This is a genomic window from Larkinella rosea, from assembly GCF_003858635.1.
Lineage (GTDB): Bacteria > Bacteroidota > Bacteroidia > Cytophagales > Spirosomataceae > Larkinella > Larkinella rosea.
In genome coordinates this window covers 19,015-40,642 of the sequence record NZ_RQJO01000010.1, presented here as the reverse complement: position 1 = coordinate 40,642, position 21,628 = coordinate 19,015, and the positions used below count along the sequence as shown (strand labels likewise).

At 50.9% G+C, this 21,628-nt stretch carries 16 protein-coding genes; 13 read left to right on the top strand and 3 right to left on the bottom strand.

Annotated features, from left to right (window positions below; genetic code table 11):
* Positions 1 to 64: 64 nt before the first annotated feature.
* The gene (locus EHT25_RS21090) at positions 65 to 847 is read right to left on the bottom strand and encodes a hypothetical protein (protein ID WP_124877156.1); all 783 of its coding nucleotides are present in this window, start codon (positions 845 to 847) and stop codon (positions 65 to 67) included.
* Positions 848 to 1,264: 417 nt separating this feature from the next.
* Between EHT25_RS21090 and clpB the strand changes: the two genes are divergently transcribed.
* From clpB to EHT25_RS21070, 4 genes are all read left to right on the top strand, one after another.
* On the top strand, positions 1,265 to 3,910 hold the full coding sequence (clpB, locus tag EHT25_RS21085; protein WP_124877155.1) for an ATP-dependent chaperone ClpB: 2,646 nt from the start codon (positions 1,265 to 1,267) through the stop codon (positions 3,908 to 3,910).
* A gap of 160 nt (positions 3,911 to 4,070) precedes the next feature.
* Entirely contained in the window at positions 4,071 to 4,304 is a 234-nt protein-coding gene (locus EHT25_RS21080) for a hypothetical protein (protein WP_124877154.1), read from the top strand.
* Complete coding sequence (locus EHT25_RS21075; RefSeq protein WP_124877153.1) at positions 4,294 to 4,626, top strand: type II toxin-antitoxin system RelE/ParE family toxin; 333 nt, start codon at positions 4,294 to 4,296, stop codon at positions 4,624 to 4,626. The genes EHT25_RS21080 and EHT25_RS21075 overlap by 11 nt, the downstream gene beginning before the upstream one ends.
* Positions 4,627 to 4,791: 165 nt before the next feature.
* Complete coding sequence (locus EHT25_RS21070) at positions 4,792 to 5,442, top strand: response regulator (RefSeq protein WP_124877152.1); 651 nt, start codon at positions 4,792 to 4,794, stop codon at positions 5,440 to 5,442.
* A gap of 17 nt (positions 5,443 to 5,459) precedes the next feature.
* Here the strand turns inward: EHT25_RS21070 and EHT25_RS21065 are convergent, their stop codons facing one another.
* Positions 5,460 to 7,529, bottom strand: coding sequence for a tetratricopeptide repeat-containing sensor histidine kinase (locus EHT25_RS21065; RefSeq protein ID WP_185731443.1), 2,070 nt, complete (start codon positions 7,527 to 7,529; stop codon positions 5,460 to 5,462).
* Between the two features lie 222 nt (positions 7,530 to 7,751).
* On the opposite strand from EHT25_RS21065, the gene EHT25_RS21060 reads away from it, so the two are divergent.
* The 4 genes from EHT25_RS21060 to EHT25_RS21045 are packed head-to-tail and all read left to right on the top strand — an operon-like array spanning position 7,752 to position 12,881.
* Positions 7,752 to 9,455 (top strand): trypsin-like peptidase domain-containing protein, encoded by a 1,704-nt coding sequence (locus EHT25_RS21060; RefSeq protein WP_124877150.1) that lies wholly within the window; start codon positions 7,752 to 7,754, stop codon positions 9,453 to 9,455.
* Between the two features lie 47 nt (positions 9,456 to 9,502).
* Entirely contained in the window at positions 9,503 to 10,453 is a 951-nt protein-coding gene (locus EHT25_RS21055) for a Stp1/IreP family PP2C-type Ser/Thr phosphatase (protein ID WP_185731442.1), read from the top strand.
* Positions 10,446 to 12,203, top strand: a complete 1,758-nt coding sequence (locus tag EHT25_RS21050; protein ID WP_185731441.1) for a serine/threonine protein kinase — start codon at positions 10,446 to 10,448, stop codon at positions 12,201 to 12,203. Before EHT25_RS21055 ends, EHT25_RS21050 begins: the two co-directional genes overlap by 8 nt.
* A gap of 45 nt (positions 12,204 to 12,248) precedes the next feature.
* Positions 12,249 to 12,881, top strand: a complete 633-nt coding sequence (locus EHT25_RS21045) for an outer membrane beta-barrel protein (protein WP_124877147.1) — start codon at positions 12,249 to 12,251, stop codon at positions 12,879 to 12,881.
* 129 nt (positions 12,882 to 13,010) lie between these two features.
* Here EHT25_RS21045 and EHT25_RS21040 read toward each other — a convergent pair whose 3' ends face one another.
* On the bottom strand, positions 13,011 to 14,099 hold the full coding sequence (locus EHT25_RS21040) for an SDR family NAD(P)-dependent oxidoreductase (RefSeq protein WP_124877146.1): 1,089 nt from the start codon (positions 14,097 to 14,099) through the stop codon (positions 13,011 to 13,013).
* A gap of 254 nt (positions 14,100 to 14,353) precedes the next feature.
* Between EHT25_RS21040 and EHT25_RS21035 the strand changes: the two genes are divergently transcribed.
* The 5 genes from EHT25_RS21035 (at position 14,354) to EHT25_RS21015 (ending at position 21,247) form a co-directional block, all read left to right on the top strand.
* Entirely contained in the window at positions 14,354 to 14,809 is a 456-nt protein-coding gene (locus EHT25_RS21035) for a MarR family winged helix-turn-helix transcriptional regulator (protein WP_124877145.1), read from the top strand.
* 7 nt (positions 14,810 to 14,816) lie between these two features.
* Positions 14,817 to 17,474, top strand: coding sequence for a phosphoenolpyruvate synthase (ppsA, locus tag EHT25_RS21030; protein WP_124877144.1), 2,658 nt, complete (start codon positions 14,817 to 14,819; stop codon positions 17,472 to 17,474).
* A 131-nt stretch (positions 17,475 to 17,605) separates the two neighbouring features.
* Positions 17,606 to 18,760: a YncE family protein gene (locus tag EHT25_RS21025; RefSeq protein WP_124877143.1), complete on the top strand. Its 1,155-nt coding sequence runs from the start codon at positions 17,606 to 17,608 to the stop codon at positions 18,758 to 18,760.
* Positions 18,761 to 18,784: 24 nt separating this feature from the next.
* Positions 18,785 to 20,677, top strand: coding sequence for an aldolase/citrate lyase/malate synthase family protein (locus EHT25_RS21020; RefSeq protein WP_124877142.1), 1,893 nt, complete (start codon positions 18,785 to 18,787; stop codon positions 20,675 to 20,677).
* A gap of 174 nt (positions 20,678 to 20,851) precedes the next feature.
* Complete coding sequence (locus tag EHT25_RS21015; protein ID WP_124877141.1) at positions 20,852 to 21,247, top strand: T9SS type A sorting domain-containing protein; 396 nt, start codon at positions 20,852 to 20,854, stop codon at positions 21,245 to 21,247.
* Positions 21,248 to 21,628 lie beyond the last annotated feature (381 nt).

Here is a 21,628-nt window from a genome sequence, read left to right as displayed (position 1 = left end):
AGCGGGCATCGGGGTAAGGGCATCGGGTAGCAATTTGGCCCCGGGTCGTTATCCCGATGCCCGCTCATTTACAAGTGTACTTGTATTCTTTTTCTTTATTTACGATGGAAGGGTTGCCGGTTTGCTGCAGCAGCATGGATAGTTCCGTGGGTAAGTCATTGGTATACTGATACGTAGCCGTATAGCCATAACCGGTATCTTTGTACTGCGTCGGGTTGTTGGTGCTCAGGTAGTGACTCCGATCGGCGAGGGATGAGATCAGCGGAATAAGCTGAAAAGCTGTTTGACTGGAAAAAGGGGACTTTTTATCGTCGTATGTATATTCAGCGTAGAGTTTTTCAGCATCGGCATCTTTGGCATAAAAGACTTTCGTTACATTTCCGGCCGCATTGTATTCCATGCGTTTGTAATAATTGCGCTGCCCGCGCGGGTCAGTAACGGTAACTTTTGTAATCCGGTTTTGGGTGTCAAACGAAGTCGTTGCCGTCACGGCTTGGCCGTTGTCGATGGCAGAAACGGTGGCAATACGGCCGCTGGCGTCGTACGTTACCGTATGTTCTTTAGCACCGAGATTTTCCGGTAAGGAAGTGCTAACCTGAAATTTCGTGATCCGGCCACTTGCGTCATAGGTAAACGAAAACAGATTAAATGAAAATTGCTTGATGGCCGATACCCGGTTGCTGGCATCATACACAACTGTAAACGGGCTGGAATCAAAATACAAATCGGGGACTTCGCTGACCAGACACGTCTGCGGCTGAGGGTCTGGATCCGGATTCTTTTTGCCACCACAACCAGACAGAAGCAAAACCGCTGCAAAAACGAGAGAAATAGTTCTGATCTTCATACGTTGAACGGAATCTGTGCTGAAAAATGTAACGGATAAATGTAACGGTTAATTCGCTTGAATCGTAGGGGTTACTTTATTTCGTACTGACTATATTTCTTTTTTTTCATTTGTTCTTTTCAGGAAACAACCGAAATCTTTTGTCGTTTCCATCAGCCGATCTAATTGACCGGTTTTGTGCGCAATAGGATTTGCAGATTCTATTTCTTGTTTTTCTTTCCCTCAAAATTAGGGAAGCCTGATTCGTGCGTAATAGTGCCAAAATGGCCAGTATTTCACCCAAAAATCGCGGAAATTCCGCCAAATTGTCCGAAAAAACCGACTGGCCTTTCGTTTGTTACTAGTGTAGCATCAACTAAAACGGATGCTGTGCGAATGTTGTTAGAACGTGTGTCCGGCATCGTTTAACCCACAACCATGAACTTAAACTCATACACCATTAAAGCGCAGGAGGTCATCCAGCAGGCGGCCCAGATTGCGCAGGGAAATCAGCAGCAATCGGTGGAAACCGGTCACGTGCTGAAAGCCATTGTCGATGAGGATCCTAACACAATGGGTTTTCTGTCGAAAAAAACCGGTATCAATTCGAGCCGTCTGACGCTGGCGCTGGATGCGATTGTCAGCGGATACCCGAAAGTATCGGTCGGTGCGCAGGGAACTCCCAACATTTACCTCGGTAATGACCTGAATTCGGCGTTACAGCGGGCCACCGGTTTTCTCAAAGAATTTGGCGATGAATACGTCAGCATCGAACTGATTCTCCTGGGATTAGCCAGTGGCAAAGATTCGGTAGCTACGTTGTTAAAAGACGTCGGATTTACCGAAAAAGTATTGAAAGAAGCGATTAAAGAACTACGTGGAAAAAATAACCCTGTGAAAGATCAAAATGCGGAAGCAAAATACCGCTCACTGGAACGGTATAGTAAAAACCTGAACGAACTGGCCGAAAAAGGGAAGATTGATCCCGTCATTGGCCGGGATGAAGAAATCCGCCGGGTACTCCAGATCCTGAGTCGGCGGACCAAAAACAACCCGATGCTGATCGGTGAACCAGGCGTCGGAAAAACCGCCATCGTGGAAGGGCTGGCCCAGCGCATTGTGCAGGGCGACGTTCCCGAAAACCTGAAGTCGAAGATCATTGTGTCGCTCGACATGGGTTTGCTGGTGGCGGGAGCCAAATACAAGGGTGAATTTGAAGAACGGCTAAAAGCAGTTATCAAGGAAGTGACCGATTCGGAAGGCGAAATCGTGTTGTTCATTGACGAAATTCATACCCTGATTGGCGCGGGTGCTGGTGGTGGAGATGGCGCGATGGACGCGGCCAACCTGCTGAAACCAGCTCTGGCGCGGGGCGAGTTGCACGCCATCGGTGCCACGACACTGAAGGAGTATCAGAAATACATCGAAAAAGATAAAGCCCTAGAAAGGCGGTTCCAGACGGTTTTGGTGGACGAACCCGATGTGAAAGATGCCATTTCGATTCTGCGCGGGATCAAGGAAAAATACGAATTGCACCACGGTGTTCGGATCAAAGACGACGCGGTGATTGCCGCCGTCGAGCTGTCTAACCGCTATATTTCCGACCGGTTTTTGCCCGATAAAGCCATTGACCTGATGGACGAAGCGGCTGCTAAAATGCGGCTGGAAATTGATTCGGTACCGGAAGAACTCGACGAACTGAACCGCCGGATCATGCAACTGGAGATTGAGCGCGAAGCCATTCGCCGGGAGTCGGATCGGGACAAGGAAAGCCTGTTGAACCGGCAAATCGAAGACCTGAACGAGTCGCGGAACAGCCTGAAAGCCCGCTGGGAAGTAGAGAAGCAATCGGTGAACGAAGTTCGGACGCTGAAAGAACAGCTCGATCAGTTGAAATCGGAAGCCGAACAGGCCGAACGCTCCGGCGATTACGGCAAAGTTGCCGAAATCCGCTACGGTCGGTTGCCCGAGATGCAAACCCGGCTGGATGAGCTGGTGAAAAAAGAAGGCGACGGCCAGAATCTGTTGCAGGAAGAAGTCACTTCCGACGATATTGCTGAGGTGGTGGCCAAGTGGACGGGCATTCCGGTCAGTCGGATGATGGAATCGGAACGCGAGAAATTACTGCATCTGGAAGACGAACTCTCGAAACGGGTGGCGGGTCAGGAAGAAGCTATTCAGGCGGTTTCGGATGCCGTACGCCGGAGCCGGGCCGGGATGCAGGACCCCAAACGTCCGCTCGGATCGTTCATTTTTCTGGGAACCACCGGCGTCGGAAAAACCGAGTTGGCGAAGGCCCTGGCCGATTATCTGTTCAACGATGAAAACTCACTGGTGCGGATCGATATGTCGGAGTTTCAGGAACGTCACGCCGTTAGCCGATTGATTGGAGCTCCTCCGGGTTATGTCGGTTACGACGAAGGAGGTCAGTTGACCGAGGCCGTCCGCCGGAAACCGTATAGCGTGATTTTGCTCGACGAAATTGAAAAGGCCCATCCTGATGTGTTCAACATCCTGTTGCAGGTGCTGGACGACGGTCGTCTGACCGATAGCAAAGGCCGGGTCGCCAATTTCAAGAACACGATCATCATTATGACCTCGAACATTGGTAGCCACATCATTCGGGAACGGTTGTCGAAAATCGAAGACTGGAACCACGATCAGGTGATTGAGGATACCAAAGAAGAAGTATTTGAACTGTTGAAACAGACGTTACGTCCCGAATTTCTGAACCGGATCGATGAACTGGTGATGTTCCAGCCGTTGACCAAACGCGAAATTCGCAAGATTGTCAATCTGCAATTCAAAAGCATTCAGGACCGTTTAGCCGAACAGGGCATGGTCATCGAAGCCGATCAGGAAGTGCTGGATAAAATCGCTGAGGAAGGGTTCGATCCGCAGTTTGGGGCCCGCCCGCTGAAGCGTGTCATGCAGCGTCGCATCCTGAACGCCCTGTCGAAGGAAATTCTGGCCGGCCGGATTCAGAAAAACGCCGTAGTTGGTATGATGTTGAACGAAGGTGAAGACGGAAAAGAAGATATTATCTTCTATAACCTGGACAAGGTTGTTCCGGAATTGGACTAATAAGTACAATGGTATTTGGAAACGCCCGGCTGATGAAGCCGGGCGTTTTTTTATGAAAACAGAATCAGTCAGAGACGTAATAGCAAGTTGAGTGCATACCAAAAGTTAGCTATTTGTCATCATTGAGAATTTCGGCTATATTTGATAAAAGCAAGAATTTATGAATCTCCAAGTCATTCACGACAGTAAGGGCAATCCAACGGGAGTTTTTATCCCGATGCAGGATTGGAAACGTCTTAAAAAGCGGTATACGGAATTGGCGGGATATGAGGTTGAAGAGCCAACGAAGGAACAACTTATTTCGGAGTTAAAAGAGGCTATTCAGGAGCTAAAAGAGATTGAACAAGGTACAAAGCTAGCCCGTCCATTAGCAGATCTGCTCAATGAGTTATAAAATTCTGACGCTGGCCGTATTTGACCGGCAGTTGAAACGGCTGGCCAGAAAATACCCTTCCATTGCAATTGATTTAGCCCAACTAGGAAAAGAGCTTCTTGAGAATCCTTCACTTGGTGAGTCTTTGGGAAGCAATTTTTACAAAGTGCGATTAAAAATTGCTTCTAAACGAACCGGAAAGTCTGGTGGCGCCCGAGTAATTACTTACGTTAAAATCGTTGATGAAACCATCACCTTGTCATATATCTACGACAAATCTGAACGGAGTACCATTTCCGATGATGAATTGAAAGCTTTATTAAAACTGCTGGAAGGAGATTAACTGCATAATTCAACAGTATAAACTTCCGGAATAGATTTGTTTCATTCCCGACTATTCGTAAAATAGCCGGGATTTTTATCACCTTCCATATCATTAATTGCAGTATCCTGAATCCTCTTTATCTTTGAAATAACCACCGCGAGACTTACCTAGACTCTGTACCTTATGACCCCAATACGTGTACTTCTTACTGATGATCATGAAATAATTCTAGACAGCCTGGCGATGCTGCTGGGCCGGATTGAAGGTGTTGAAGTGGTTGGAACCCTGAACGATAGCCGGGAGGTCGTCGACTATTTGAGGGATAACGAGGCTGATATTCTCCTCTCGGACATGAACATGCCGAACCTCGACGGCATCAATTTGACCCTGAAAGTCCGGCAGCATTTTCCCCACATCAAAGTCCTGATGCTAACGGTTTCGGAAGATGCTGACAGCATTCGGGAAGCGTTCCGGGCCGGTATTTCGGGATACGTGATGAAAAAAGCCGGGAAGGCTGAACTGGAAAAAGCGATCAAAACCGTGGCCCGGGGCGAAAAATACTTCTCCGAATCGGTCATGACGCAATTGGTCGCGCTGCCTGTACCGGTGGCTCGTGCCGTAGATGAAGCCCCCGCACCGCTGGCGCCCCTAACGGACCGCGAACTGGAAATCATTGGACTCGTAGCCCAGGAATTGTCGACCAACGCCATTGCCGAAAAACTCTTCATCAGTCCGGGCACCGTCGAGACGCACCGCCACAACATTCTTCGTAAACTGGGCGTCAAAAACTCAATCGGAATTATCAAATACGCCGTCCGGCACGGTTTGTTATAAGGCTGTCATCCAGTGTTTTAGCTGGCGATTGGGATCTCGACATCGACGCAGGTGCCGCCCGGTTCGGGGGTTGAAACAAAGAAGGTACCGCCCAGCCGTTCGAGTCGCGACTGAATGTTGCGCATGCCCACACCATCCGAAAACTTGCTTCCATCGATCCCCAGACCGTCGTCCTGAATGGTCAGCTTCAAAAAACCGTTCTGACGGTGCAGGACGATTCCGGCACTGCGGGCTTTGGCGTGTTTCAGAATATTATTGACCAGTTCGAGCGAAATGGCGTAAAGTTCATAGGCGGTTTTTCCCCGAACATCCGCGCCCGAGTCGTCTACTTCCAGCATAAACCGGGTGCGGTTTTGCACGTTCAATGTATCGGTCAATTTGATTAAAGCCGCCTGAAGGCCCTGTTTCTCCAGGATTTCGGGCATTAGGTTATGGGAAATCGTCCGGATGTCGTCGTACACTTCGCCCATGTGATCCAGCAAACGGTTGTGTTCGCGCTGCTGATCGCCGTCAAATTGCGAGGTGTCCATCGCTTCGAGCCGCCATTTCAGGGCCGACACTTTAGCCGCCACACTGTCGTGTAATTCGCTGGCGACCCGTTTCCGCTCCATTGTCTGACCCCGGTACAAAGCCGCTTCGATTTCGGCGTTTTTACGGGAAAGCTCATCGTTTTTGGTCCGAAGCCGCCGGTTGCTCCAGAACACATACCCGAGCGTTCCACCACTCAATACCAGTAAGGCAATCAGGAAGTTACGGGATTGTTCCAACTGATCATTTTCCAGCGACGCAATCCGGGTTTTCTGTTGTGCCTGTTGCAAGCGGGTGACCTGCTGTTTTTTCTCAAAATCATACGTCATACTGGCCATCGTTACTTTCTGAATGGCTTCTTCATTTAGCATTGTATCGGCCTCGGCCTTATACCACTTATAATAATACAGCGCTTTGGCAGGCTGGTTTAGATGATCGTAAGCCATGGCCAATTGACGCAGGTAGGCCGTTCGTTCGGGGCGCATTTCGTGGACGTCCCTGGTCCAGGCCAGACCCGCCTGCGCGTACGGAATCACGCGGTTATATTGTTTCAGGCCGAGGTAAATCTCCCCAAAATTGTGCTGGGCATTGTGCTCGAGAGCTTCCTGCGATTTCTCGACGGTTTTCCGGTACGTATCCTGCGACAATTGCGAATACGTCAGGGCTTTTTGATAGTCTTTTAACTCAATGTACATCCGACCAACGGCGCCGTACGTCCGGGCCAGGCTACTGGGCTGATACGGTTTTTCGTACGCCTTCACCAGATTCAGATAAATGGCTAATGCCGCCGGAAATTGTTTCTTTTTCTCGAAAATTTCCGCTTTCCGACTCATCAAAAAGTACTTGACCATCTGGTCATTCAACTGATTGGCAATTTTTTCGCCTTCGGCAAAACACGCCAGGGCATCGTCATACCGGTTAAGTTTCAGGTAAGCGGCTCCCAGATTCGGCAGCGTAGCCCGCAGACTTTTCAGGTCGTTCATGCTCTCCTGAATCCGTCGGGCTTTGAGCCAGAGATTGATGGCTTCAACATACTGACCTTCACCCATTTGCATAATCGCCAGTTCGTTGTAGGCCTGCGCTTCCCAACGCCGGTCGTGGGCTTCCAGAAACTTCGCCAGGGCTTTCTGCAACAGCGTCCGGGCTTCCGGCAGTTTGGCCATGATGTTTGAATAAAGCTGCGCCCGGCGTAGAAAAACCTGCCCCTGCAACGACAGATCGTGAATGGCAATAGATTCGGTTTGGGCCGTATCCAATTGAGCGTGAGCCGATTTGGTATCGGAAAGATAGTCGGCTTCGATGCGGGCCAGCGCCAGCCGCGCACGGATGACGCCCGTCGGATAGTTGGCCTGTTTCCCGACCCGCATGCCTTGCCGCAATGCCTGAATGGCGAGCGAATCGTACCCGTTCCACCAGTAATTGGTTGCCAGCTCGTGTAGGGTCAGAACGCGGGAACTGTCGGGTAGAAGCTGCTTCAACCGGTTTTGCAGCGAGTCAATTACCGGGCTTTGGGCAATGGCCGCCGAACCGGAAAGAAGCAGAAGCAGAAGGGTGCGCATCGTCTGGGAAGAGAAGTATGTAACCGAAAGTACGGATATAAAACCTTCAAGTACAATGACCTTTTGCAAAATACAGGTTTTCCTATAGACGCAAAATATAGGTTTCCCGGGCCTGAAAATCAGGGCTTTTCCTGATTTACTACCGCTCATGGATTCCCCAACTTTGTATCGTTCAAACAGCACAAATTTCCAACTCGAAAATAATATTAACTACGCTCAGTCATGTCAACGCAAATCGATCGTTTCGTCATTCGTCACGTAACCGGAACCAAAGCCAATCAGGTCGAAGAATTCGACTACAAGAAGTATTCAGAACTTTCTTTCGGACGCGGAGTCGCCAACGACCTGCGTTTCGATCCCGAACTCGACTCGACGGTTTCCCGCGAACACGGTAAAATTGTGAAAGTAGAAGGGGAAATTCCAACTTTCAAAGTGGTCGATAATAATTCCCGCAACGGTATTTTCGTCAACAAAACCCGCATCACCGGTTCGGCGGTTTTGCAACCGGGCGACGAAATCCAGCTGGGTCAGGGTGGACCGGTTTTTCAATTTGATCTGAATCCGCGCCCCATCGAACTGATGCAAAGCACGCGATTTGTGGAAATGCCCGGTTCGTTCAAAGCCACCAGCGAAATCAAAATGCCAATTCCGGCCCCGGGTTCTGAAGTGGATGACCTGAGTAACATACCGGTTAAAGTCGGTCTGGGCAAACAAACCGTGGAGCGCATGATGGTGACCGAACGCAAAAAGAGCACGCGCTCCATCATGCTGGTCGCTGCGGTGATTCTGGTGATTCTGTCTACGATTGGTTATGCGTTCAAGGACAAAATCGGAACAACGACTACTGTCGTTGTGAACCGCACGCCAATTATTCATAACGCGGTGAAACCCGAAACCGGCCTGTCGTCTGAACAGATTGCGTCGGCCAACACCAGCAAAGTCGTTTTCATCGAATTTGGTTACAAACTGATTTACACACCGACCGGTGATGATATTTACCACCAGTATCTGCCGGTTAAACAATGGGACGGCAGCATTAAAAACGTTCCGATGTACATTGAAGTAGAACCCGGCGTGGTCGAACCTTTGCTCGGATTGAAGAAGGATGTTGCTGTGGGTCAGCCCATTGCGATGCACGGTGCCAGCGGTTCGGGTTTTGTGGTGTCGGAACAGGGACACATTCTGACCAACCGGCACGTGGCCGCGGCCTGGAATTCCTACTACGATTTTCCGGCGGATGCGTTCCCGGGAATCCTGCTGGTGCAGGGTGCGAAAGGCTGGGATGTAAGCCCGCAACCGGTGCAGGAATTCCGCTGGGTACCGTCTGAAACGAAATTCTTCGGTAAAAAACCGATGTCGGGCAAAGTGATCGAAGGCGTCAATACCTATCTCGACGTGACCTTCAACAAAAACGAACAGCGTTTCCCGGCCACTGGAAAACCCATTATCTCACCAAAACACGACGTAGCGATGATTAAAATCGACCTGGTCGAACCGCTGTCGCCGGTGAAGCTGCGGGATGCCGGAAAAGATATTGCTTCCGGTCAGTTGGTTACCGTCATGGGTTACCCCGGAATTTCGCCGGACGTTTTTGTGGGTGAAAATTCGTCCGATTTCGCCAATCGCAATCCGCAGTTTGTCAAAGTGCCGGATGTAACCGTTACGCCCGGCAACATTGGAAAGGTCATCAAAGGGCAAAATACCGGGAAAGCGGCCAGCTATTACAGCGAATTTGGCGACTATTACCAATTGACGGTCAACGCCACGGGAGCGGGCAACAGTGGAGGACCGGTTTTCGACAAGGAAGGCAACGTCATCGGGATTTTCACCGCCAGCAACAGTTCCCGCGATGCCACCCGCGTCACCTTCGCCGTTCCCATTTCCTACGGTCTGGAATTGATGGGCCGTCGTCAGGTCGTAGACTAATCGTTCAACAGAAAAGAGGCTTTGAAAACCAGATGCGAGCATACACCATGAGAAATTTTTTAAAGCATCTTTTCGGGAAAAACGTAAAACCGGTGTTGTCGGAGCCGACGAGAGAAGAGGTTACAACGGCCACCTCTATCGAAACGGAACCGACAACACCACCCACCGCCACCGGCGACCTGAATGCTGTGGTAGTCTCAGACATTGGCAATGTCCGCAAGAACAACGAAGATACCGGTTTATTTGTCCGATTGGCAGACGAAGGCATCCGGCGGTTCAAAGGGTATCTGCTGCTCGTCGCCGATGGAATGGGCGGGCATCTGGCCGGTGAAATTGCGAGTCAGATGGCCGCCGAAATTGTCAGCCGGGAATATTTCCAGCACCGCGACACCGCTGAAAAGAGTTTGATGCGGGCGTTTCAACTGGCTAACCGGCAGATTTACGACGAGTCGCACCAACACGAAACCTTCCGCGGCATGGGCACCACCTGCACCGCCGTCGTGGTTCACAACGAACAGATTGTTTTTGCGCATGTGGGCGATAGTCGGGCTTATCTCTTCAAAAACGGCCAGTTGATTCAGTTGACCGAAGACCACACTTACGTGCAGGAACTGATCAAAAAAGGCGAAATTGATGAAGCTACGGCCGCCCGACACCCCGAACGAAATGTGTTGACGCAGGCGATGGGAACCAAACCCGACCTGCGCGTGGATATCGGCCGGTGCATTTTACCTTTCGACCCCGGCGACCGCCTGTTGCTCTGTTCCGACGGTTTGTACGAATACTGCCGGGAAGATGATCTGATTCGACTGTTGCAGCAGGAAAGTTTACCGAATGTGGCCGCTGAACTGGTTCAGATGGCGAAAAACCGGGGCGGTCACGACAACATCACCGTGGTGCTGGCTGAGCGAACCACCACCAGCGTTCAGCCGCCACCCCGCGAAACCCGCGAAATTGAAGTGCCCATTACGCTTGATTACGAACTTCCTCATGAATAACCAGACACTCACCATGAAAGGCCGACTGATCCAACACTACCGCATTGAAACCTTACTGGGCGAAGGCGGGATGGGAACGGTTTATCAGGCAACCGATATGCTGCTGCAACGGTTGGTGGCGGTCAAAATGCTTCATTCGCACCTGGTTTCGCAGACGACATTCATGGAGCGGTTTCGGAATGAGGCCCTGATTCTGGCGCGGTTGAATCATCCGAATATTGCCGTTGTTTACAACTTTTTGCAGGAAGGCTCCGATTATTTCATGGCGATGGAGTATGTCGAGGGCGATAGTCTGGAACCCCTGATTCGCAGGGCCGGTGCGATGTCGCCCGCCGTTGCTGCGGAGATTGTCAGACAGGGCCTGGAAGGTATGGCACACGCCCACCGCAAGGGAATTCTGCACCGTGACATCAAACCTGCCAACCTGATGCTGACCCCCGAAGGAACCATTAAGCTAATGGATTTCGGGATTGCCCGCGTCAAAGGAGAGCAGCGATTAACGCAGGCCAACCGGATTGTGGGGACTCTCGAATACATGGCTCCGGAACTGATTGAAGGCCAGGAGCCTTCGCCCGCTTCCGACATTTACGCGATGGGGGTTCTGCTTTACGAATTGCTTTCCGGGAAATTGCCGTTTGCCAGCCGGACGGATTATGAACTGATGCAGGCCATTGTCCGCGAAAAACCGATGCCACTGCGGAAGCTGCACGGCCAGATTCCGAAGGAACTGGAAGCCATTGTGCAAAAAGCGCTGGAAAAAAATCCGGCCAAGCGGTTTGCCGACGCCAAAGAATTTCAGAAAGCCTTACAACCGTTTTTTGCTTCCGCGCCAATTCTCGATCCGGCCCGGATTTTGCCCCCGCTGCCGGTGACAGATGTGGTGGAAATTCAGCCGAAACGGAACATTGCAGCCACCAAAAGAGCTGATTCGATCATTCCGGGGCGGTTTTTGACCCAGCAGGCTCCCGCTTGGATTCGCAGCAACTGGGAGCTTTTGCTGGCCGGAGGGCTGACCATCGTAGCGGTTATTTTCCTGAGCCTGATGTTGCTGGATCGCCCCGTTCAGCCCGGGCAGAATACGGTAAGTCCGCAACTCAACGCCGGTTTAACGGGGAAAAAGAAACCAGAAGTAACGAAAGATACCATTGTGCCGATTGCCTATTCCGAACCTAATGTCCCGGAAAACCGCGTTCCGGCACCCGCACCGGTTGAAACGGAAGAGCCCAAAACGGCGGAGCCTAAAAAACCGCGTTCGGTAAAACCCCGAACCGAACAGCCAAAATCCGTGGAAGAAAAACCGGTCCCGAAAACGAAAGAAGAACCCGTTGTGCCCCCAACGACCGAACCGGTCCCCGAACCCGTCAAACGTCCGGTTACTCGCAAGTCAATTGCTGTCAGGCGGTTGCCGGTGAAATTGTCTCTGAATGCGGATCTTTCATCGTCGAATGCGCAGGAAGGGCAGACAATCCGGTTCCGGGTTATTGATGCGGTTGTCAGCGAGGGCGAAGTCGTCATTCAGGCCGGGGCAACGGCTTTTGGAGAAGTTACCCGGATCAAGCAGGCCGGCAACGACCTGTTCCGGAAAAAAGATTTACTAGAATTCCGGATTTACGCGGTGGAAGCAGCCAACGGGCAGAAGCTGACACTCCGGTCGGCCACCATCAGTGAAGAATCCAAAGGAAAACCGGTCGTTTTCCATTCCGGCCAGACGTTTGAAGTCCGCACCGGCGACAGTGTTCTTACTTTTTAACAGACTTACAATCAGATTTATACCGTACTTAAACGTACTTCTCTCATGCGACCTTATCCGTTTACCTTGCTGTTTTTCCTGGCCGGTTTTTTTGTTTCGACGGCTACATTTTCGCAAACCATTCGTCAGAAATCAACCACCGAAGGACTGAGCATTGGTTTACAGGGCCACATGCTGGGCTGGTCGTCGGATTACTTTCAGTTTCTGGACGAAAATTCCGGCAATGGTCTGGGCTTTGGCGGTCGCGTGGGATTTGGCCTGACGCAGCGGTTTGAGTTATTCGCGCAGTATGATCGGACGAAGATGAATATCAAAAATATTGATGCCGAGTCGTTTACGTTCACCAATGTAACCGGCGGGGTGCGTTTTAATTTTTCGGCTACCACCCACGCCCTGCGTCCATTTGCTGAGGTTGGCTATGTGCATCGGGTGGGTAAAATCGATCAGGTGATCAACAATAATTCGTACGATAATATCCTGTTTAAGGGCGGAGCCGCCCACATTGGTGCAGGACTGAACTATTATTTGTCACTCCCCGTCGCCCTGACCGCGAACGGTTCGTTTCAGGTAGGCGGGAAATCGGCCATTGACCTCAACGGCGAACGCACCAGCGACAAAGCCGACGTCAGCACATTCCGGGTCTCAGTGGGCGTGATTTTCTTCCTGAGTGAGCTTTAGATTGAAATGAACAATGAACAATTAACAATGAAAGTATGCAAGTAGCTACAAACCACTTACTTGTATACTTTCATTGTTAATTGTTCATTGTTAATTATTTTAAACTTAAACCGTTTCTTCTACCTCAGACTACGATTTGGCGACGGCATCGGCGAAGGTTTCTTTCGCTTTGGCAACCACTTCTTTGGCGGTCGAAACCGCACCTTTGAGGTTGTCTAAGCCGGCCAACAGGCTTTCTTTGACGTCATCGAACAGGTCGTCGGCACCCGCTTTTACTTTTCCGGCTTTGTAACGATACCGTACCTTGTCATACTCACTGCTGTTGTTGTAGAGAACCGCCAGGGCCGCACCGGCGAGGACGACGGCTGCCAGACTGATTCCCCAGGTCCAGGCGGCTGTGTTGCTTTTTTCTTCCGTTTTCGGTTCATCTTTTGGCTCCATGCTTTTCCGCATCCGGCCCGCCAGCGTTTCCTGCGGAGTCACGTACGACACTACTTCGTATGCTTTGTTGGCAAAACCGCCTGGCACTACTTTGTGCGCACCTTTCAGAAAGGCATTATAGGCGTCTTTGGCCACGGTAGCCGGATCGTCCAGATTCTCAGTCACTTTCGTATTCGCTGCACCGGCTTTATTGAAGAAATCCGTATCGGTCGCGTTGGGTAACAGGGCCGTCACACTCACGTTGGTATCTTTCAATTCGTTGATCAGCGACTGGGTGAAGTTATTGATATACGCCTTCGTTGCCCCATAAACCGCCATGAGCGGCATCGGCGTTACAGAAACGAGCGACGCCAGATTGAGGATTTTGCCCTCGTTGCGCTCCACCATTTCTTTCAAAAAAAGCTTGGTCATCAGCGTGGTGGTCAGCACGTTGAGGTGAATAAGCGATTTCTCCCGCTCCCAGTCGGTTTCCGAAGCGAACTTTCCGTATAAGCCCACTCCGGCGTCATTCACCAGAATATCGACCCGAATATTTTTGTCTTTTACCTGATCGTAAACATCCTGCGCGGCATTTTCTTCCGACAGATCTTTGGTTATCACCGTCGTCTCGACGCCATACTCATCCCAGAACTGGCCACCGAGTTCGTTCAGTTTGTCGGTGCTTCGGGCCACGAGCACGAGGTTGTAACCGTCTTTTGCAAACAGTTTGGCCAGTTCCTGGCCGATTCCGCTGGAAGCCCCCGTGATCAGGGCGGTTTTACTTTCCTGTGTATTCATGATGAATGCGTTGGTTGATTCGTGTAATTCTAACTGCGTAGCTGGTCAGATGGTTAGAAATTAGTTGAGCTTATTCTAAAAAAACACCCGGTGACTTCAAAAACCGCTCTGGTTATTCTGGAATGAGCCATTTGCATCCTGAATGCCTGGGGATACAAAGGAGCGTTTTAAAAACGTAACGAAATGATTTGGACTCGATGCCGAATTGATATTATCTTTGTTGCTAAGATATTTATTGGATAAGATATTTGGAGATGGATAAGGACATACTCAAACGAATCAGAAAACTGAACCAATTACATGCATATACGTCCATTCAGATGCATGAGGCCGTTGCCCAACGGGCCGGCCTGTCGGGGACAGATCATAAGTATTTGGGATTTTTAATCGAAAAAGGGCAGATGACGGCGGGCGAGCTGGCGAATTTAACCGGCCTGACAACCGGGGCGATTACCGGACTAATTGACCGGCTTGAAAAGAAAAAACTGGTAAAAAGGCAATTTGCCGAAGGTGACCGGCGGAAGGTGATCGTTGAACCCGACATTCCGGCCATCATGGCACTTTTGGAGCCGCTTTACAAAGAATTTCGGAACCGCTCAGAAAAATTGATTGCTTCCTTTTCCGACGAAGACATCAACATTATCGAGACCTACTTCATTCAGGCCATTGACATCATGAAGGCAACCACTCAGCAACTCAACAACCACTAATCGTACGATGAAAAACAGAGGTTCCTATGTACTCGGATTTCAGGATATTGACCAGTCAAAACTCGGGATTGCCGGGGGGAAAGGCGCAAACCTGGGAGAGCTTGCCCGAATCGCCGGAATTCAGGTGCCGGATGGCTTTTGTGTTTCTACGGAAGCATTTAAAAAAATCGTTGGGGAAGCGCCAAAAGTAAATGAATTACTGGACCAGTTGGCGTTGCTAAAAGCCGAAGACCGGGATAGGATCGGTGCTGTGGGCGCAGAACTGCGCAGAACGATTCAGGAACAGGTGATTCCGCCCGACATTGAGGAAGGGGTTGCGCGATTTCTTTCCGAAATGGGCGAAACAAACGCGTTTGCCGTTCGATCGAGCGCAACGGCGGAAGATTTGCCAACGGCTTCCTTTGCAGGTCAACAGGATACCTATTTAAATGTCAGTGGAAAAGACGCTATCCTGAAACACATCAGCCAATGCTGGGCGTCATTGTATACCGACAGAGCGATTATTTACCGTTTACAAAACGGTTTTGACCACCGAAAGGTCTATTTGGCGGTTGTAATTCAGAAAATGATTTTTCCGGATGCCGCCGGTATTCTGTTTACGGCTGACCCGGTTTCCGCAAATCGAAAGATACTGTCCATTGATGCCAGCTTCGGATTGGGAGAGGCACTGGTATCCGGTTTGGTGAATGCGGATCACTACAAAGTACGTGACGGCAAGTTGATCGAAAAGCAGATTGTCGCTAAAAAACTGGCCATTTATGCCGTTAAAGAGGGCGGCACCACCCAACAGCTACTCGGGCCTGATCAACAAAACCGGCAAGCCCTGACGGATGAGCAGGTTTTGCAGCTTAACCAAATAGGTAGAGAAATCGAAGCCTATTTCGGCAGCCCGCAGGACATCGAATGGTGTCTGGCAGGCGATGCGGTTTATGTAGTTCAGAGTCGGCCGATCACGACTTTATTCCCGATCCCGACAGCGAATGACGCTGAAAATGCCCAACATGGCCCGGCCGACCGCGATCCGCACATTTTTATCTCGGTTGGACACCAGCAAATGATGACCGACCCCATGAAACCATTAGGATTGTCGTTGTGGCAGTTAACCGCTACCCGTCCCATGTATCAGGCGGCTGGCAGGTTATTTGTTGACGTTGCCCGGGATCTGGCTTCTCCGGCCGGGCGAGAGCTTCTGGTAAATGTGCTGGGTAAATCCGATCCGCTCATCAAAGATGCCCTGACGACCCTCCTCGAGCGGGGGGATTGTATTCCGACGTTGCCTAATGACACGCCGGAACAAAGTCCCGGCACGGGTCAGAAAGGTCCGTCGCCCGCGAACTTTCAACAGCAACTTCCCAACGACCCGGCGATCGTTTCTGGCCTGATGAAGGACAGCGAGGCATTGGTTGAAACGTTAAAGCACGACATCCAGTCGAAGTCGGGCGTGGATCTGATCGACTTTATCCTGGACGACCGGCTGATTCTAAGGCAGAGTTTATCGTATCCGCAAAGTTTTGGGGCGATTATGACGGGCATCAATGCGGCCGCCTGGATCAATGAACACATGCAGGAGTGGCTGGGAGAAAAGGCTGTAGCGGACACGCTCGCGCAGTCGGCCCCCAACAATGTTACGTCGGAAATGGGGCTGGCGTTGTTGGATGTGGCCGATGTGATCCGACCTTATCCGGAAGTGATTGCGTATTTGCAGCGGGTAAACGATGACAACTTTCTGGATGAGCTGGTGCAGTTTGCGGGCGGGCTGGAAGCCCGGCAGGCAATCGGTGCGTTTCTCGACAAGTACGGCATGCGCGGTGTCGGCGAAATCGATCTGACCAGACCGCGCTGGAGCGAAAAACCAACAACACTGGTTCCGCTGATTCTGAGTAATATCAAAAACTTCGAGCCCGGTGCCAGCAGCCGGAAATTTGAGCAGGGACGCCAGCAGGCGTTGGTGAAAGAGCAGGAGTTGGTGGATCGATTGAAACAGTTACCGGATGGGGAGCAAAAGGCCGAAGCCGCCAAACACCAGATTGGCCTGCTCCGGAACTTCATCGGGTATCGGGAATATCCCAAATACGGCATCGTCAATCGCTATTTTGTATACAAGCAGGCGTTGTTGAAAGAAGCCGAACGGCTCGTTCAGGCCGGGGTTATTCGGGAGGTAGAAAATATCTATTACCTGACTTTTGAAGAACTTCGTGAAGTGATACGCACCCAAAAGCTGGATCATCAGATCATTGTGGATCGAAAAGCTGCGTTTAAATACTATGAAAAACTAAAGCCCCCCCGGGTGATCACTTCCGACGGTGAAATCATTGCGGGGAAGTACAAACGGGAAGATCTTCCGGCTGGGGCTATTGCCGGTCTGGCGGTTTCCGCTGGCGTGATCGAGGGCCGGGCCCGGGTCATCCTGACCATGGAGGAGGCCAATATCGAGGAGGGCGATATTCTGATCACCGCGTTTACGGACCCAAGCTGGACACCGCTGTTTGTGTCAATCAGCGGGTTGGTCACCGAAGTAGGAGGGCTGATGACGCACGGCGCCGTGATCGCACGGGAATATGGGTTACCGGCCGTTGTCGGGATCGATAATGCCACTCAACTAATCAAAGACGGGCAGCGAATCCGGGTGAATGGAACAGAAGGGTACGTCGAAATCCTGCATTGACAGGCTTTCGATACGGTGAAATCGACGTTTTCATAATTCAAAGCAGGTCTCGGCTTCCTGTACAGGTAGATTCCCCTTCAATCTGCCTTCACCGGTAATAACAACGATCCGTCCTAAAAAGAATCCGAAAAATGAAACCAACGGTTTTCCTGTACCTCATTTGCGGTTTGTTTCTTACCCTGACAACGGGCTGGGTGGTCTCGCCCAACGAAAGAATCGTCGAGCGTTTGCCCAAAACCGCCCCGAAAGTTCAGCGCTATTTGTACGTAGCGACACCGGGCGTCCGGAATTACCTCGGCTACGGCGGCCACGGCATTCAGGTTTTTGACATCGACAACAATCACCGGTTTGTCAAATTCATTCCGACCAAAGGGTTTCAGAAAAACGGAAAACCGTCGAACGTGAAGGGTGTCGATGTGAGTCTGGCGACCAACTGCATCTATATCAGTACGCTGGAAGCGCTGCAATGCATTGATATGACAACCGAAAAAGTGGTGTGGGAACGGGAGTACGAAGGCGGTGTGGACCGGATTTCGATTTCGCCCGACGGAAAAACCATTTACATGCCTTCGCTGGAAAAAGAATTCTGGACGGTGGTCGATGCGAAAACCGGCGATGTTATTACCAAAATTGTGACCAATTCCGGTTCGCACAATACGATTTACGGCCCGGCGGGAAAGTATGTTTATCTCGCGGGTTTAAAATCCACGATGCTGAACGTCGCCGATGCGAAAACGCACACGATTGCCAAAAAAGTAGGGCCCTTCGGTGCCGACATACGGCCTTTTACCATCAACGGCGCGGAGACGCTGGTGTACGTGAACGTCAACGGCCTGCTGGGCTTTGAGGTGGGTGATCTGGTGTCCGGAAAATTCCTGCATCGCGTGGTGGTTGAAGGGTTCAACATGGGCGAAGTGAAACGGCACGGATGCCCAAGCCACGGTATTGGCATGACGCCCGACGAAAAGGAAATCTGGCTGTGCGACGGTGCCAATAACCGGGTGCATGTGTTTGACAATACGGTGATGCCGCCGGTGCAGAAAACGTCCATTCTGGTGCGCGACATGCCAGGCTGGATCACGTTCAGTCTGGACGGTAAATACGCATATCCCTCCTCCGGTGACATAATTGACGTGAAAACCCGGAAAATTGTAGCCACACTTGAAGACCAGCATTATAACCAGGTGCAAAGCGAAAAAATGGTCGAAATTCATTTTAGTGGCGGAAAAGCCGTGGCTGCGGGCGACCAGTTTGGCATTGGACAACGAAAATCAACTTCCAGATAACCCCAAATCGTAAACGACATTCCAATGCCTTCCATCATTATCCGGGATAACCTGCAAACCATTTATTCAGATATTTACACTCCCGAAGCACTCGCGGCACTTTCGGCGCTGGCACCCCTTAACAAACGCATCAAAACCGTTATGGCGGAGCGAATGGAACGGCGGGCGGATCGGCAAGTTCATCAAAAGCGGATTGCATTTCTCGATCCGGAAAGTGTCATTCCGGGAACCAGTCTGCGGGTTCAGGATGCCCGCGATGGCAACTTTGAAGGATCGGTGATTCCGGCGGATTTGCAGCGGCAGTGGATTCAGGGAACGGGCCCGGCGGCCAAACCCAACGCTCCACTCGAGAGCAGCATCCGAAATGTGGCTTACGCGCTGCTTTCGGGGGCCGATGGCTGGATGTTCGATGGCGAAGATGCGCTGGGACAAATCACGACCATGTCGCTGGACAATCAGCGAAACCTGAAACTGGCGATTCATAAAGACCCGGTTTTTCTCAACGTTGCCGGGCAGGTTGCGCAGGAAATCAACCGCTGGTCGGTGTCGTTTCTGGGGCGGGAAGTGGTGACCGACTGGGAAGCTCAACTGAATTTTACGACCAAAATTTTCCGGGCGCGGGGACTTCACCTCGACGATCGGCATATTCGCGATGCGGAAGGAACAGCTCTGGCGGCTTCCATTGTCGATGCGACGCTTTATGTGGTGAATAACGTTCAGGCGCTGCAAAAAGCCGGTTCGTCCGTTGTATTGTACCTGCCTAAAATCCAGACCGCCGGAGAAGCCGCCGTCTGGAACGAATTGCTGACGGCACTGGAAAACCACCTTGGACTGAAAACCGGCACGATCAAGGTCTACGTGCTGGTCGAACAATTGGAAGCGACCCACCAGTTGATGGAAATTCGGGCGGCACTTGGCCAGCACTTCGTGGGCTATAACACCGGCCGCTGGGATTATATCAACAGCGTGAGCGACGCCCTGGCCTGGGATAAAACCTTTGTCAATCCCAACATCGAAGCCATTACGATGACGTATGGCTACATGCGTAATTACGAAGATCGGGTGCGCCGGGCGGTCAATACGCCCGACCGGAACGGTAATTTTGCGCTGTGGCAGGGGGGAATGGAGCCTAATATTCCGGTCGGTTCTGAAGCGGGTGTCTCGGCAAGTATGCAAAAAGCCGTGGCTGGTGCCGAACGCGAACAGCGCGAAGGTGCCAGCGGCAAGTGGGTGGCGCACTGGAAAATGGTGCACATTGTCCGACCGGTTTGGGAGAAAGCGGGCCAGTCAAATCAGTTGGGCCGGGCATTTCCCCGCTTGACCTATACCCCGGCCGATGCCGACGGGTTGATGCTGATCGAACCGGCGCCGACTGATATTCGGGGCGCGCGGAATCTGCTCAGTGTGGCGCTGCAATACGGTAATGCGTTCGGGCAGGGTATGCAGGCGGCTGCGCTGAAACCGGCGGATTTCTTTGGCAATGACGATATTCTGTATTTGATGGAAGATATGGCCACGGGCGAAATCCGGCTGAGCATTCTCTGGGAATGGCTTCACAAGGGTGCGGTTTTGACGGAAGATGATCCGACAACCGGTGCCAAAGCCGGAGCGATTTTCTCATATGCGCTCTATGAACAACTGCTGGATGAGGAATATGCCAAGTTGCTAAAAGCCGATACAAAAGATGTTTACGAGTCTTCGAAAACCACGACTTTGCCCATTGCGCTCGAAATTGCGAACGTTTACGTGCTGAGCGAAGTCAAACCGCCCTGGTTTATCGACCTGCTGAACATCAATCTGAACAACCTCGATCTGGCCGTTGCCAGGCAGCGAATCCGGCTGTATATGGATGAACTGACCAAAAACCGCATCCGGATTACGGAAAACCTCGATTTCGTCGCATCGACTTCGGGGTAACGAATAACCGCCCGGTTATTTATCCCAGTTATTGACCGCTCGTCCTGTCATATCAACCGCCAAAGTACTATGCATAGCAAGGTACCTTATGCTTTGCGTACCTTTGAATCATTCAAACGGCCACAACGGCAGTAAACAACAAAGAAAGACGAACATCCTTAAACAACAAATCTCATGAAAACACTAATTGCATCCGCCCTGATTGCGCTGACTTTTGCCGCATCAACTACTTTTGCCGCCGACAACAAAGAAGAAAAAGCCAAAACGAAAGCAACATTCCAGTCGGCGGTTTATCCGATGATCAACACCATGAAGGTGAATGTGAACGTCAGCAAAGAAACCGATAGCAAAGTAAATGTTCGTCTGGTAAACAGTGAAGGCCGGACGCTGGTCACGAAAAAATTGGGGCAGGGCCACGAGGTGACAACGCTCCGGTTCGATTTGAACCAACTGGAAGACGGGATCTATAAAGTGGAAATCTCGGACGGTTCCAATACGGAAGTAAAAACCGTTAAGTTGCAAACCAGTACCCCAACAGTAGAGAGCTATCGCGAAGTGAGTATGAATTAATGGGTTGGATGGCTAAAAATGGTTGAATGGCTCCCGGCGCGCGGGAATCCCCACGTTAACCATAAAAACCAGTCAACTTTTTTAGCCATCTGACCATTCCATCCACCCGGCCATTTTATATATGATCCTTCTCCAAATCAATCAATTCTATAAAATCCGGCTGAAAAGCCGGATTTTTTCTTTTTATTCGTATTTCAATGTCTGACAATTGGCTGATGAACACGGCTGACCGGACACATATATACGTCGGAAACGACTGTTTTTCTGAAAAACCGGTGCTATTCAACCTTTTATCCTGCGGGCCGCGGCATAATTGTTGCTTAAGTATATTGGATATTTATTTTGGTAACAAATACCCATTTACCTCAGCGGAGAAGACAA

Coding starts and splice junctions, on each gene's coding strand:
- EHT25_RS21070 (WP_124877152.1), top strand. CDS start 4,792: ATGACCCCAATACGTGTACTTCTTACTGATGATCATGAAATAATTCTA.
- EHT25_RS21025 (WP_124877143.1), top strand. CDS start 17,606: ATGAAACCAACGGTTTTCCTGTACCTCATTTGCGGTTTGTTTCTTACC.
- EHT25_RS21055 (WP_185731442.1), top strand. CDS start 9,503: ATGAGAAATTTTTTAAAGCATCTTTTCGGGAAAAACGTAAAACCGGTG.
- EHT25_RS21090 (WP_124877156.1), bottom strand. CDS start 847: ATGAAGATCAGAACTATTTCTCTCGTTTTTGCAGCGGTTTTGCTTCTG.
- EHT25_RS21060 (WP_124877150.1), top strand. CDS start 7,752: ATGTCAACGCAAATCGATCGTTTCGTCATTCGTCACGTAACCGGAACC.
- EHT25_RS21020 (WP_124877142.1), top strand. CDS start 18,785: ATGCCTTCCATCATTATCCGGGATAACCTGCAAACCATTTATTCAGAT.
- ppsA (WP_124877144.1), top strand. CDS start 14,817: ATGAAAAACAGAGGTTCCTATGTACTCGGATTTCAGGATATTGACCAG.
- EHT25_RS21065 (WP_185731443.1), bottom strand. CDS start 7,529: ATGCGCACCCTTCTGCTTCTGCTTCTTTCCGGTTCGGCGGCCATTGCC.
- EHT25_RS21040 (WP_124877146.1), bottom strand. CDS start 14,099: ATGAATACACAGGAAAGTAAAACCGCCCTGATCACGGGGGCTTCCAGC.
- EHT25_RS21075 (WP_124877153.1), top strand. CDS start 4,294: ATGAGTTATAAAATTCTGACGCTGGCCGTATTTGACCGGCAGTTGAAA.
- EHT25_RS21035 (WP_124877145.1), top strand. CDS start 14,354: ATGGATAAGGACATACTCAAACGAATCAGAAAACTGAACCAATTACAT.
- EHT25_RS21050 (WP_185731441.1), top strand. CDS start 10,446: ATGAATAACCAGACACTCACCATGAAAGGCCGACTGATCCAACACTAC.
- EHT25_RS21080 (WP_124877154.1), top strand. CDS start 4,071: ATGAATCTCCAAGTCATTCACGACAGTAAGGGCAATCCAACGGGAGTT.
- EHT25_RS21045 (WP_124877147.1), top strand. CDS start 12,249: ATGCGACCTTATCCGTTTACCTTGCTGTTTTTCCTGGCCGGTTTTTTT.
- EHT25_RS21015 (WP_124877141.1), top strand. CDS start 20,852: ATGAAAACACTAATTGCATCCGCCCTGATTGCGCTGACTTTTGCCGCA.
- clpB (WP_124877155.1), top strand. CDS start 1,265: ATGAACTTAAACTCATACACCATTAAAGCGCAGGAGGTCATCCAGCAG.